The sequence below is a fragment of the Myxococcales bacterium genome (assembly GCA_016720545.1).
In the GTDB taxonomy this organism is placed as follows: domain Bacteria; phylum Myxococcota_A; class Polyangia; order Polyangiales; family Polyangiaceae; genus JAAFHV01.
Genome location: JADKKK010000034.1, coordinates 435,980 through 449,010, shown reverse-complemented (window position 1 = coordinate 449,010; position 13,031 = coordinate 435,980). Strand labels below are relative to the sequence as shown.

Below are 13,031 nucleotides of genomic sequence, written 5' to 3'. Positions count from 1 at the left end.
ACGGCGCCGTCCGCCTGCGCGAGCCCAGCGGGCCGACGGTCGCGCCCGTTGCCAGCGTCGATTTTTTCGAGTCGGTCGTCGCGCCCGGGGGTATCAGTGAAGGATGCTCGACAAAGCCGTATCCAAGCGCCGCTTCAAGGGGATGCTCGCGCGGGTGTTCTCCGACGGCGTGGTCAACGACGCCGAGGCCGAGGAGGTCCGCGCGTTCCTCTCTTCGGGCGAGCTCACCCCCGACGAGGTGAAGGACGTCATCGCCGACTTCGTGCAGCTCACCTGGCGGGTCACCGTGGCCGACAGCGAGATCTCCGAGCGCGAGAAGGTGCGGCTCCGTGAAATCGTGCGCGTGCTCGAGATCCCGCAGAGCACCCTGCCGCCGGCCTGGGCGGAGGCGCTCCTCCAGCCGTGACCGCGTCCGGGCTCGACGGATAAACAGATCAGATCTTCTCTTGCGAGCGGGCTCGGCGCCTCGCGGCGAACCCGAGCGCGGCCGCGATGATCGTCGCGCCCGCGATGGGCTCGAGTGGGAGCCCTCGCGGCGGGACTCCGGCGATCGAGCACCCCTTCTTGGGCGGGGCCTCCTTTGGTGGGGCGCCCGCGGGCGGAGGTGGCGCGCTCGCGCTGGGGGCCGTGGCTGCGTCGAGGTTCGCGCTGTCCGCCGCGCCTGGGACCACCGGCGGCCCGCCTGGCAGGAACACGGCGAGGCTCGCCCCGCGCGTGGCGAACGCGGTCTTCTGGGCCACCCGCGGGGTCGAGGGCGCCGCACCGGTCGTGTCGGAGGCGGGGCGGGGCCCCCACACGCCGCGCCGCGGCTCCTTGCACGCGATCGGACCCGCCCACGAGTGGCGGATGGCGTACCGGCCTTGGAAGTTGTTGGTCGAGGCGGGCATCGCGCCCTGTTCGAGGCCGCCGTCGGGTCCGCTGCCGCGGCTCTCCCGTCCGCCGGCGATGGCGGGCGCCGCGCGGAACACGAGGTCGTCCCCCAGCGAGGTGGCGTCGTAACGCAGGTGCATGCGCGTGAGCACGTACGGCGTGCTCGCCTGTCGCGCGAATCCGCCGAGCCCGCCCACGCCGCCCAGGGAGCTAGGCGAGGGCGGCCCAGGATCGCCAGGGGTCAGCACGAGCGCGTAGGTGAGCGTCACCGCGCGGCCGCCGCTGGGGTCGGGGAACTGCAGCGCAGCGAAGCTCCGTTGGATGCACGCGCGCACGGAGTCGGAGAGACCGCCGGCGAGCGTGGTGCCCGCGTCTTCCGCCTTCGAGACCGCGCCGCTGGCGTCGATCGTGATGCGCGTCGAGACCCGCCCCGCGCCCTTCGGGCTGGCCTCGAGCCCACGCGCGTAGCAAGCGCGGAACCGACCGAACCCCTGCCGTACCACGCGGTCCACGACCGGTGGTGGCAGACCGCCCGTGTTCGTCGGGGTTTCGCCGCGGACGTTGGGGCGCGGCCCCGAGGAGACCGCGGACGCGCCTGCAGGGCGCAGCCCGTTCGTCCCGTCCGGGAGCACGTCGGCGCCGAGGGTGGCGAGATCGTTTCCGTCGAGCGTGGGCCCGGGGCATGGATCGCAGGTGCCGGCGTCCCACGCGTACTCCGTGACGACCGCCCTCGGTGTCTTCGCGACGGTGTCGTCGAAGAGGGCTGCGTAGAACTCACCGAACCGGCCGCGCGTCGCGTCGGACACGTCGAGGTTCGTGGGGATGGTGGCGTTCGGGTAGTTCGCGACCTCGAAGCGCTGGTGGCGCGCGAGCACGTTCACGATGAGGTCTTGCTTGCCCGACGAGTTGATGAGGCCGAGGCGCACGGGCAAGCTGAACGTGGCGCTGTCGTAGTGAAAGCGGAGCGGCGAGAGCGTGGCCCGGCCGCCCTCGAAGCGGACCTTCGCGGGGTCGACCTTCGCGACGAAGAACTTCATGCCGCTGGCGACGTACGGGCGGAAGAAGGGCTCGGCGCCGCTCGGGATGGCGTACTTCTCCTGCTTCAGCCAGGTGTCGAGGCCCGCGGCGTCGCGCGCCGAGAGGATCACCACCTCGTACTCGCCGACGCCGAACTTCGCCTCGACGCGCACGCCGAGATCGCGGGCCACGTCGCCTCTCCCGCCGACCGCCCCGAGCCCAATGCCGGTGCCCGCGCCGCCACCACCCTCGCCGATGCCCGAGAGGCCCAAGGCCTGCGGGCAGGGGTCCTGCTCCCAGTACTCGACGAGGCGAGGCGCCCCGAGGCGGTCGACCTTGTCGAACACCTCGCGAGGCAGCACCTTCACGCTCTCCTTCGTGAGGACCACCGGCACGGGGATGACGAGCGCGAACCGCTCGGGCGGACCCTTGTAGTCGTTCTGCATCGAGAGCACGGTCTTCGTGCCCTCGCGCATCAAGACGACCTGGGTCGCGTCGGCGACGAGCTTCGCGTCGGCGCCGGCCACGTAGAAGCCGCAGAACGCGCGAGCTCGGCTCGCGGCGAGGAGCGTGAGGGCGGCGGTGACCGACGCGCCAAGGAGGAGCGGGCGCAGGAGGGCGCGGGGCGGCATGGCTGGAGTGTACAGGAGCCCTGTCCACCGAGGCCGCGCCACGAGAGCGCGGACAAAAACAGAAGAGGCCGAAGGTGTCACCCCTTCGACCTCGACTGCGCTCGCGGCGACGGATCGTCGCGAGACTCGTGCTGCGTTGCGGGGCGGACGGGACTCGAACCCGCGGCCTCCGGCGTGACAGGCCGGCGTTATAACCGACTTAACTACCGCCCCAAACGTTACGCTATTCTACTCTGACAACTCGCAGTCTGGACCGCCAACCGTGGTAGGCGGGACAGGTCTCGAACCTGCGACATCCGGCTTGTAAGGCCAGCGCTCTACCACTGAGCTACCCGCCCGAACCCGACCCGACGCCTTTTAAGCTCCGATGCCAGACGGGTCAACAGAAAAACGTTCGAGGGTGCGCGGACCTGCCCGGAGTGGCCTGACCCACGCGTTCCCCTCGGGGTGTCGCGCGCGGCACCCGCGCACCGCGCGAAGTGTCACGCGCAGGGGAGGCGGCGCAGCGCGGCCTCTGGACGTCGACGGGCGTGGGCGGGCGGACGCGCGCGGGCGACTGCCCTAAACGCGACGCGAAGGGCTCGCGCGAGGCGGCGAAGGGCTAGAGTCCCATCGAGTCGCGGTTCGTATCAGAAGTCCGGTCTTCGGTGTCATTCCGAGGAGCGGGGGGGGAGCGAGGGGGTGCCCCGTCTTCGGCGGCGGCGGGCCCGTCCTCAACTCGGTCGTCGTTCCGCGCGGTGGAGGCGGCGCTTTGCGCTCAGGGGGCAGTGGTTTCGGGGGTGACCGCGCGAGAACGCCGACCCTCGAACATGAGTATCCTCCCACCGCCGCCGAAGACGGGACACCCCTCGCTCCCTTGTGGCGAAAGGCCGAGCCGCGCGACTTCTCGAAGGGATCACGCTTCCAGGGGACTAGCGCGAGGCGGCGCTCAGGCGCTCGCGCTTCACGTTGAAGATCCGGAGGGGCTTCTCTTTGCCCTTCAGGTGCGCGGCCGGGAGCTCTTCGTATTCGAACCGCGAGCCGAGGCGCGAGAGCGTGCTCTCGCTGATGATGATCTGCCCCGCCAGCGCCGCCCCGCAGAGGCGGGCGCTCGTGTTCGCCGTGTCGCCGATGACGGTGTAGCTGAGCGCCTTCGAGCTGCCGACGTAGCCGGCGACCAGGGGCCCCGTGTGGATGCCGATGCCGACGGCGAGCGGGGGGTGGTCCTCGTCGATGAGCCGGCGGTTGAAGCGGCCGAGCGCCTCCATCTGGTCGAGCGCGCACTGCACGCTGCGGACGGCGTCGTCGGGGCGCAGGACGGGCGCTCCCCAGAACGCCATGATGCCGTCGCCCATGAACTTGTCGAGGGTGCCCTCGTAGCGGAAGATCTGCTCGACCATCTGCTCGAAGTACTCGTTCAGCAGGTCGAGGATGGCCCCCGCCGGGGCGCCCTCGCTCATGCTCGTGAAGCCGCGGATGTCGCTGTTGAAGACGGTGCAGTCGGGGATCGAGATGCCGCCCTTCTTGATCTCGAGCTTGCCGCTCAAGACCTGCTCGGCGACGTTCGGAGAGAGGAGGCGCGAGAACCGCTCGCGGCTCACGATCTCTTGCTCGATCTTCTTCGCGAGGAGCGTGTTCTCGATGAACATCGAGGCCTGGTTGCCCACGGCGGTGATGAGCTCCAGGTCCTTCTGCTGGAACTGCGCGAGCATCTCGGAGTCGAGCCACAGCGCGCCGAGCACCTCCTGCTCGTGGAGGAGCGGCACGACGATGGCGCTCGAGATCCGGTTCAGGATCATCGACTTTCCCTTGGCGCCGGCGAAGTCCATCGACGCGTCGTGGGTGAGCACGCCGGTGCGCTCGGTCGTGACGTGGTTCAGGATGGTCGAGGACACCTCGATGGGCTTGTCGGTGCCGTCGCGCCGGTGGGTCGCACGAGGCTGAAGCGAGCCGTCCTCCTCCTTCATGAGGATGACGCCGCGGTCGGCCTTCACGAACTTGAAGAGCGAGAGCAGGATCTTGTGGAGCAGTTTGTCGAGGTCGCGCTCGAGGCCGATCTCGCGCGTGAGCTCCCACGTGAGGCGCAGGCGCTCGTAGTCGAGGCGGAGCTGCGCGGCGTCGTGGTGGACCTGCTCGAACGGGAGAAACCCCTTCTGAAGGGCGGCGATCTGGGTGCCGATCTGGCGGGGTGACGAGTCGAGGACGTCGACCCGCGTGCGGAACATCTGGCGGTTCGGCGCCCCGTGCCCGGGCGGCGCCACCCCCGGCGGCATGGGCGGACCGAGCGGGCTCGTGCCGAACGGCGACTGCGCCTGGTTTGGCGCGTTCGGGAGCGGCGGAGGACGGCCAACGGGCCCCTGCGGGCCCTGCGCCGGCTGGGCCGGCTGGAGCTGCTGCTGCCAATGCTGGCGTGGCGCCGCCTGCGCCGACGACGCGGGGCCGGAGACCGGGCCTCCGCGCTGCGGACCGGGCTGAAACGCCGCGGGCTGGTTGCTTGGGACGGGCGGCGGTCCCGCGTGTGTGGCTGGGTGGAGCACCGCGCCGGGTCCAACGGCCTGCTGGCTGTACTCGAGCGGCGACGAGCCATCGTCGAAGCGAGCCCGCGTCATGCCCAGCGAGACCTCGTCGCCGTGCCGAAGGAACTGCTCCCCGCGTACGCGCTCGCCGTTGATGTAGGTGCCGTTCAAGCTGCCGAGGTCGCGCAGCAGGTGGCGGCCGTCGCGGTCTTCCACGATGCAGTGCTCTTTCGACACGATCTTGTCGAGGAGCTGGATCGAGTTGTTCGGGTGACGCCCCAAGCTGTTGACACCGCGTAGCTCGATCGCCTGCGGTCCGTCGGGCGTGGCGAGGATCAAGCGTGCCATCCGCGTCGGATGGTAGCGTGACCGCACCTTTCCTAGAAGGCATCTTTTCGAGAACGCGCTTGGCGGCTCAAGGGGCGCGCGGCGCGGTGCGGGCCGATCTTCTCCGCGGACGCGGGCCCCCTCTGGTAGCGTCCCGAGGGACCGATGGGCGATCCCAGGACCTCCAAGAAATCGAGCGCCGCGGGCGCGGGCAAGAAGGCGGCGCGGACCAGCGTCGAGGCCGAGACGGCGCCGGCGGCCACCGGGCTCGCCGACGCGGTGACGCCCGCCGAGGAGGTGCCGGAACCGCCGCCTCGCGAGAGCCTGCCCCCCCGCCCGTGGAGCCACGCGTTCGAGCCCGCGGGGTCCGCGCGCGACGCCTTCCGCGTGCGGCCCGAGGAAGTGCGCCTCCACACCGACCCCATGCTGCTGCCGGAGGAGCCCCGCTCGAGCGGTGGCCTCTTCGAGATCGTGGGGAGCGTCACGCGACGTGCCCTCGCCTTGGGCATCGCCGCGCGCGAGCCGAGCTTCCATGTCTTCGTGGCGGCGGAGCCCGAGGTGATGATCGAGGACGACGTGGTGCGCTTCGCCGAGCGCTTCGCGGCGGCCCGCCCGCCCCCGCCCGACATCGTCTACGTGCACGATTTTCAGCGCCCCGAGGCGCCGCGGCCTCTGTGCCTGCCTGCGGGCGAGGGGAAGACCCTGGTCGCCGCGATGGAAGAGCTCCTCGACGGGCTGCGCGCCGACATCGTGGAAATCACCGACTCGGACGAGCTGCAGGCCGCTCAGGCGAGCCTCGGGCGGGAGCTCGAGGCGAACAACCGCGAGATCTTGGCTGGCCTCGAGTCGCGCGCCAAGACCCTCGGGTTCGGAATCCGCGCCGTGCCGGGCGGCGTGCAGACCTTCCCGATCCTGCATGGAAAGCCCGTGAGCCCCGAGCAGTTCGGCGCCTTCGACGAGCCGACGAAGCGCGCGCTCGGCGAGGCCGAGGAGCGGCTCACCTCGGAGGTCGCGAAGGCGGCGCAGCGCGTCCGCAGCGAGAGCGCTCGCTTCGACGCGGCGCGCGCGGAGGCCCTCGGCCAGACCGTGGCCGCGCTCGTCGCCGCGAGGCTCGCGGCCATGCGGGAAGCGCTCGCCCCCGCGGGCGAGGGGGTGCAGGCCTACCTCGCCGACGTGGAGAAGGCGCTCGCCGAAGACTGGGAAGACCTCGTGAGCGACGACGAGCGCGAGGCCGGCGGGCCGGGTCCCGGCGGCGAGGAGGATTCGGGGCCCGGGAAGGACGGCCGCGACCACGATCCGGAGCACGCGACGCGCCTGAACCGCTTCCGCGTGAACCTGCTCGTGGCCACCGACCCGTCGAATCCGGGCGCGCCCGTGGTCTACGAGACGAACCCTACCTATCCGAATTTGTTCGGATATTTGGAGCGTCGGGCGCGCTTCGGCGCGCTGCTCACCGACTTCACGCGCATCCGGGCGGGGTCGCTCCACCGCGCGTCGGGGGGCGTGCTGGTGGTGCGCGCCGCCGACCTGATGACCGACCCCATCATTTGGGAGCGGGTCAAGCGCGTCCTGCGCGAGCGGCGTATGGGCGCCGAAGATCCGCTCGGACCGCTCGGCCTCTACGCGACCACGCTCCGGCCCGTGCCCGTGCCCATCGCGGTGCGTGTCATCCTCGTCGGGCCGCCCGGCCTCTATGCGGCGCTGCTCGAGGCGGACGCCGACTTCGCGGCCCTCTTTCGCGTGAAGGTCGAGGTCGAGCCGTCGATCCCGCGCACCGACGACGCGCTCGTGCGTCTCGACGCGTACCTCATGGCGATGGCGAAGGAGCGCGGCTGGGGCGCGTTCGATCGCGCGGCGCGTGCGCGCCTGCTCGACCTCGCGACGCGCCTGTCGGGAGACCGCGAGCGCCTCTCGCTCACCCTCGCGCCGCTCGAGGAGACCGCCGCGTTCGCGAGCGCGCTCGGGCACGCGCGCGAGCTCGGCCTCGACGATGCGCCGTCGTCGATGCCTCCGTCGCGGGTGGCCCCGCCCAAGGTGGACAAGCCCGAGAAGGCCAGCAAGGGCCCAGAGAAGCTGGGGAAGAACGCCAAGGGCGAGCCAGCGAGCGAGCCCGCGGCCCCCGAACCGGTGCCCCCCGCCGAGCTCACCGGCACCACCGTCGAGGACATCGACGCCGCGTGGCGCGAGCGCCGCGAGCGCCTCGGGTCCGCGGAGCGCCACATTCGCGAGCTCACGGTGCGGGGCGAGGTCGCGCTCGACACCGACGGCTGGCGCGTGGGCGTCGTGAACGGGCTCAGCGTGTTCAGCGCCGGCGACGTGGAGTTCGGTCAGCCCATGCGCATCACCGCGGTCGTCGCGTTGGGGCGGGAGGGCATCATCGACGTGGAGCGAGAGGCGCAGCTCGGAGGGTCGATCCACACGAAGGGCGTCGCGATCCTGCGCGGCTACCTCGGGAAGATGTTCGGCCAGGAGCGCCCGCTCAGCGTGCGCGCGCAGCTTGCGTTCGAGCAGAGCTACGGCGAGGTCGACGGTGACAGCGCCTCCTCCACCGAGCTCTACAGCTTGCTCTCCGCCCTCTCGGACATCCCCATCGATCAGAGCGTGGCCGTCACCGGGAGCGTGAACCAGCTCGGCGAGGTGCAGGCGATAGGCGGCGTTTGCGCCAAGATTGAGGGCTTCTTCGATCTCTGCCACGCGCGAGGCCTGACCGGGCGTCAGGGCGTGCTGCTCCCGCGCGCGAACCTTCCCCACCTCGTGCTTCGGCAGGACGTCGTGGCCGCGGTGGCCGCCGGGCAGTTTCACCTGCACGCGGTGGCGACCGTGAGCGAGGGCATCGAGGTGCTCACCGGCGTCCCGGCGGGGGCGCGCGATCCGAACGGGCGCTTCCCGGTGGGCTCGGTGTTCGGCCGGGTGGAGCGGCGCATCATCGAGATCGCCGAGCGGCTGCGCCAGGCCGAGGCGACGGGGCGCGTGCCGTCGCCTGCCCCCTCGATGGACGATGTGAGCTCGGTCGACCTCGGGGGCGACGAGCTCGATTTCCGCGGAGGACGCTGAGCTTGGCGCGGGGCGCTCGCGACGGAGGCCCGCTCGGCGTGCGGCTTCGGTTCGCCGGCGCCGTCGGCGTCGCGGTCGCGACGGCGGCGTGCCTTGGGGAGGGGACCGTGAGCCGGTTCGCCGCCGGCGAGCTCCGCGAGGGGCCGGCGGTCTCACCCAGCGCCTACCGCGCCTTCCTCGAGGGTGCGATCGCGGAGGAGCGCGGCGATCTCGCCGCGGCCGCCCGCGGCTACCGTTCCGCGGCCGAGCAGGGGCCGGACGATCCGGAGGTGTGGTCCCGACTAGGGCGGGTATGGTGCACGTTCCGTCCGCGCGACGCCGACGGCGCGTTCGAGAAGGCCCTGGCCCTCGACCCCGAGTACGAGGGCGCGCTCGCGCGGCGAGGCGAGTGCGCGCTCATGCGGGCGGCGGCGACCCGCGCGGCGTCGCCGGGGCCTCCGGGCGCCGCCGACCTCGCGGCCGCGTCGCGCGCCAACCCGGGGCGCGTGGAGCTCGCCGCTCGGGCGGTGCGCTGGCGTGACGACGCGGAGCCTGCGAGCGCCTTCGCGCTCACGGTCGCCTACCCCGACTCCTCCGTCGCGTGGAGCGCGCTCGCCGACTACGCGCGTGCGCGCCACGACCCCACGACCGAGGCGCGCGCGCTGCTCGCCCTCGCGCGGCTCGACTCCGCCGGCAGGACGCGGGCCCTCGATCGCGCGGCGGACTTGCTCTCCCATGGCGAGGTGGAGCTCGGGCGCAGGCTCGCGGCCGCCGCGGTGGACTCGGCGCGGCGAGTCGGGCCGGATCCGCGGCAGCCTGCGCCGAAGCTCGATGCCGCGCGCGTGCGCGCCGTGAACGTGGCCGCGCTCGATCACGCGCTGCTCGAGGGGGAGCCAGAGATGGCCGCGCGCCGAGCGATGGTGACCCACCTTGGCCTGGAAGAGGCCTCGGCGCGGGCGCTCGCGTTCGGTGCTCCGGAGCTCGCCGGTGAGCTCGCGTCGCGACGCCTTGGCGCCGAGCCGACGTCGACGGTCGCGGCCCTCGTGGTGGCGCTCGCCGCGTCCGATCTCGCGCGCCGGGGCCCCGGGGCAGCGCCCGACGCGCCCGACCCCGCGCTCTCGCTGGGGCGCCTGCCCCCGCTCTCGCGCCCGCTGCCTGCGGCGCTGTCGATCGAGCTGACCGAGCGCCTCGCACGCGCCGGTGGCGTGGAGGGCGCGCGTCGCTTCTTCGCGGAGGTCCATCGCGAGCCCGTCTCTGGAGCAGACGCGCTCCTCGTTCCCCGGGTGGCCGACCTCGCGGCGCGCGGCATCGTGGCTCCCGCGGCGCTGCCTCCGGAGGCGCGCATCGAGCTCGCCGCGCGCGCGGGGAGCCCCGTGGCGCCTGGCTCGCCAGATGCAGCGGTGCCACTCGACGTGCCTCACGCGTACCTGCGCGCTGCGCTCACGCAGCCCGCGGCGCCCGCGACACGTGCGCTGGGGTCGGCAGCGTCGCCCACGCACCGCGCGGTGCTGACCGCGGACGTCCTCGTGGCTCTCGCGTCGGGCGGGCCGACCGAGGCGCTCTGGCGGCGAGTGGTCGCCGCCCCGCGCGAGCCCTTGGTGCTCGGGTCGCGCGTCGCGCTGGCGGACGCCCGGGGCGCCGGCGAGGCGGCCGCCGAGGCCCGGGCCCTGCTGCGCCCCCGCGCGATGACCGAGCGCGAGCGGCGCCTCGTCGGGCCCGACGCGGGTTCGGCTGCCGCGGCGGACCGTTCGCGGTAGCCTGTCGACGTGCAGCTGTTCTCAGACGACACGCCGCGCGCGCGGGCGGCGCTCAGCCGCGGCGCCCCCGCCTTCTTGCTCGTGAACCCCATCGAGTACCACGGCCCGCACCTCTCGCTGCGCAACGACCACCTCGTCAGCCTCGGCGTGGCCCGCGATCTTCACGCAGAGCTCCGTCGCCGCGCCGGGCTCCTGCGGGCTCCCAACGAGACGTACCCGCTGCTCGTGACCCGCGACCTCGACGTGGGCGTCGAGCCAACGCCGGGGCCGGGGAGCCAGCCGGTCGACTACTTCACGGTCCGCCGGGCCGTGATCGAGGCCTGCCGCGAGCTCGATGCGCTCGGCGCCTCGCGGGTGGTCCTCGTGACCTTCCACGGCAGCCCGCTGCACGCCTTCGCGCTCGAGGCGGGCGTCCGCTGGCTGCGCCGGCGCGGCGTGCGGGCGATTTCCCCGATGAACGAGCTGCTGCACGAGCTCCTCGCTGCCGAGGCGCCCGAGGCGGCGGGCGCAAGGTACGCCGAAGCCTACGCCCACCTCCCCGCGGCCCGCGCGCGCGAGCTCATGGCCGACATCGCCTCAGATTTTCACGGCGGTTTCTTCGAGACGAGCCTCGCGCTGCACTACGCGCCGGAGTCGGTGCGTGCATTCTACACAAAGATCCCCGACTGCGCGCCCTTCGCCGGGCCGCGCCTCGTCGAGCGGGGGGCGGCCCGCCTGCGCCGCCTCGGGGAGCGAGGGCGAGCGCGCGCCCAGGAGGTCGCGCTCGTCGCTCGGTGCGCCGCGTGGCTCTCGCTGCGCCCGTTCCCTGGCTACACCGGCGCGCCGTCGCTCGCGACGCCGGAGGCGGGGCGCGTCTTTGCGCGTGAGCTGACCGCGCTGTTTGGCGACGCCGCGGACGCAGCGCTCCACCGGGGCGAGGCGCCGAGGCCCCCTCCGCTCGGGTGGCTTCGCTGGGCCACCTTGTATGGTCGCGTCGGCGTCCACGCGGGACCCGGCGACATGCTGCGCTTCGACGAGCGCGAGGCCGAGGGCGCGCGCCCGCTCGGATGAGACTCGAACCGGCTTAGGTGGCGTCAGTTCGCGGGGTCGAGCACGTAGGCGAAGTACGGCGCGATCGCCTCCTCCGGGGTCGAGCCGCCGTCGCACGTGTGGCCGCGGTCCTCGTAGGTGAACCCGTGATCGCCGAAGACGAAGAGGAGCGTCCGCTCGGGGCTGCGCTCGTTGGTGAGCGGGCCCTTGCGCCCGACGAGCGCGTGCGCGTGCCGAGCGATCGCCGTCGCGAGCGCGCTCACCACCTCCGCGGCGTCCTCGGGACCCCGCGGCATGCTGCGCCACGCGGCGACCGTCTCGAGCGAGTAGAGGTCGCGCGAACCGAGGCGCACCCGTCGGAGGGCGCCGCGGGTGTGCCACTCGGGGTCGGCCGGGCTCTCGTCGGGCCGCGCCGCCGCGAGGGCCGCGACGCCGCGCGCGAGGGTGTCCTCTTGCCGCGCGGAGGTCGACGGGAGGGCCGCAAACAAGAGGCCCGACTCCACGCGTGCCTCGCTGGGTATCGACGGCTGGAGCTCACGATCCATGCGCAGGCCGAGGTCGACGCGCAGGCTGGGCACCATGAGCAGGCTCGTCGTGCGCGCGCCGGTCGCTCGCGCGAGCCGCGTGGCCTCCTCGAACGCGTCGAACACCATGCGAGGGCGCTTCCCCGTGAGCGCGAACGTCGGAAACGCGTCGGCGTAGGCGCGCTCGAAGCTCCGTCGGAAGGTGGTGTGGGCCGCCTCCGCGCGGGCGTCGATGTGCCCCTCGTCGAGCAGGGTCCCGAGGGGCAGGTAGTGCTCCAAGAATAGGCGCTTCAGCACCGCGAGCGGCTGCGGCCCGCGGGCGCTCGAGAGTGCGCGCGCGTGCACGGCGACCGCCTCGGGGACGCGAGGCGCGCCCTCGCGCGGCTCGTCGCGTCGCGCGGCCTCGCGGGGCGTCTTGGGGAGCGCGATCGCCCGGCGGTCGGCGTCGACGTCGTCGCCGACGGCGTGCGCGGCAGGCGCGCTCTCGCGCTCGTCGCGCGCGGCCACCGGGGGCGCCGGAAGCGTCGCGACCAGCGTCGGCGCCAAGAGCGCCCCGAGCGGGACCGGGCGCGCGTACGCGGGGGCGTCGCGATCGGCGTCGTCGAGCAGCAGCACGAGCGGGCGCTCCCGGGTCGCCCGCGCGAGACCCGTCAGGGTGTGCGAGTCCTCGGGCGTGAGCGCCGGCGAGCGGATCTCCGCGAGCGAGTCGAGCGAGAGCACGAGCCCAGCACCGAGCGTGCGCGCGCGGAAGAGTTGGTCGCCCAGCAGGTCTCCGGTGTGCGGATGAGGCCCCGGCGCCCCGAGGCTCGTGAGCCGCGCCTCGATCGAGTCGCTCACGAACGCCGCGAGCCGCCCTCGGAGCTCGCGCTTCGGCGCGGGCACGCGCACCACGACGGCCCCGTCGCCGAGCAGCTCGAGGCACCGCTGTTCGCGCGCCTCGAGGCTCGCGAGCTCCACGCCGCCGCGGAGCACGCGCGCGCGCGTCGTCGTGTCGGCCGCGCTTGCCGCGTCGGCCGTGGGCGTCGGTGCGTCGGGATCGCGGGTCGCGGGTTCGCTCTCGGACATGCGCGAAACCTCCCCCGCCGGGCGCTGGAGGTCCAATTTCCTGCGCGGATTCCGCCCACCCCTGGGACGGCCCGTTGACGCGCGCGCGTCGCGCCCCTACGTTTCCAGGGCCCCCCCGTGCCGTCGTTCGCGGCGACATGGATCCCTTACGATCACGAACCAGGGTCGCGACGGCCGCGCGGTGTGCACGCCGGGCCTGCTCTAACGAGCCGGATAACTCGGAAGCCTGAAGCGTTGCCCAGCGTCCCACCTAGCCGACGGCTAGGGGTTCATGGCACGCGC

The 13,031-nt window shown here is 73.2% G+C and carries 7 protein-coding genes and 2 tRNA genes; 4 read left to right on the top strand and 5 right to left on the bottom strand.

The features are described from left to right. Positions 1-103 precede the first annotated feature (103 nt). Positions 104-406, top strand: coding sequence for a hypothetical protein (locus IPQ09_28540; GenBank protein ID MBL0198097.1), 303 nt, complete (start codon positions 104-106; stop codon positions 404-406). Positions 407-434: 28 nt separating this feature from the next. Here the strand turns inward: IPQ09_28540 and IPQ09_28535 are convergent, their stop codons facing one another. The 4 genes from IPQ09_28535 to IPQ09_28520 form a co-directional block, all read right to left on the bottom strand. After that, entirely contained in the window at positions 435-2,519 is a 2,085-nt protein-coding gene (locus tag IPQ09_28535) for a DUF2330 domain-containing protein (GenBank protein ID MBL0198096.1), read from the bottom strand. Between the two features lie 139 nt (positions 2,520-2,658). Further along, positions 2,659-2,732: transfer RNA gene (locus tag IPQ09_28530), tRNA-Asp, on the bottom strand. Positions 2,733-2,782: 50 nt separating this feature from the next. Further along, positions 2,783-2,857, bottom strand: a tRNA-Val gene (locus IPQ09_28525). A gap of 573 nt (positions 2,858-3,430) precedes the next feature. Beyond that, positions 3,431-5,362, bottom strand: coding sequence for an FHA domain-containing protein (locus IPQ09_28520; GenBank protein ID MBL0198095.1), 1,932 nt, complete (start codon positions 5,360-5,362; stop codon positions 3,431-3,433). A 144-nt stretch (positions 5,363-5,506) separates the two neighbouring features. Between IPQ09_28520 and IPQ09_28515 the strand changes: the two genes are divergently transcribed. Genes IPQ09_28515 through IPQ09_28505 form a run of 3 tightly spaced genes read left to right on the top strand, consistent with a single transcriptional unit; the run spans position 5,507 to position 11,181 of the window. After that, positions 5,507-8,395, top strand: a complete 2,889-nt coding sequence (locus IPQ09_28515; protein MBL0198094.1) for an AAA family ATPase — start codon at positions 5,507-5,509, stop codon at positions 8,393-8,395. A 38-nt stretch (positions 8,396-8,433) separates the two neighbouring features. Then, entirely contained in the window at positions 8,434-10,131 is a 1,698-nt protein-coding gene (locus IPQ09_28510) for a hypothetical protein (GenBank protein MBL0198093.1), read from the top strand. 9 nt (positions 10,132-10,140) lie between these two features. Then, on the top strand, positions 10,141-11,181 hold the full coding sequence (locus tag IPQ09_28505) for a creatininase family protein (GenBank protein MBL0198092.1): 1,041 nt from the start codon (positions 10,141-10,143) through the stop codon (positions 11,179-11,181). Positions 11,182-11,204: 23 nt separating this feature from the next. Here the strand turns inward: IPQ09_28505 and IPQ09_28500 are convergent, their stop codons facing one another. Further along, positions 11,205-12,749 carry a hypothetical protein gene (locus IPQ09_28500; GenBank protein ID MBL0198091.1) on the bottom strand — a complete coding sequence of 515 codons (1,545 nt, stop codon included), beginning with the start codon at positions 12,747-12,749 and terminating at the stop codon, positions 11,205-11,207. Between the last annotated feature and the right edge of the window lie 282 nt (positions 12,750-13,031).

Coding starts and splice junctions, on each gene's coding strand:
- IPQ09_28520 (MBL0198095.1), bottom strand. CDS start 5,362: ATGGCACGCTTGATCCTCGCCACGCCCGACGGACCGCAGGCGATCGAG.
- IPQ09_28515 (MBL0198094.1), top strand. CDS start 5,507: ATGGGCGATCCCAGGACCTCCAAGAAATCGAGCGCCGCGGGCGCGGGC.
- IPQ09_28500 (MBL0198091.1), bottom strand. CDS start 12,749: ATGTCCGAGAGCGAACCCGCGACCCGCGATCCCGACGCACCGACGCCC.
- IPQ09_28535 (MBL0198096.1), bottom strand. CDS start 2,519: ATGCCGCCCCGCGCCCTCCTGCGCCCGCTCCTCCTTGGCGCGTCGGTC.
- IPQ09_28540 (MBL0198097.1), top strand. CDS start 104: ATGCTCGACAAAGCCGTATCCAAGCGCCGCTTCAAGGGGATGCTCGCG.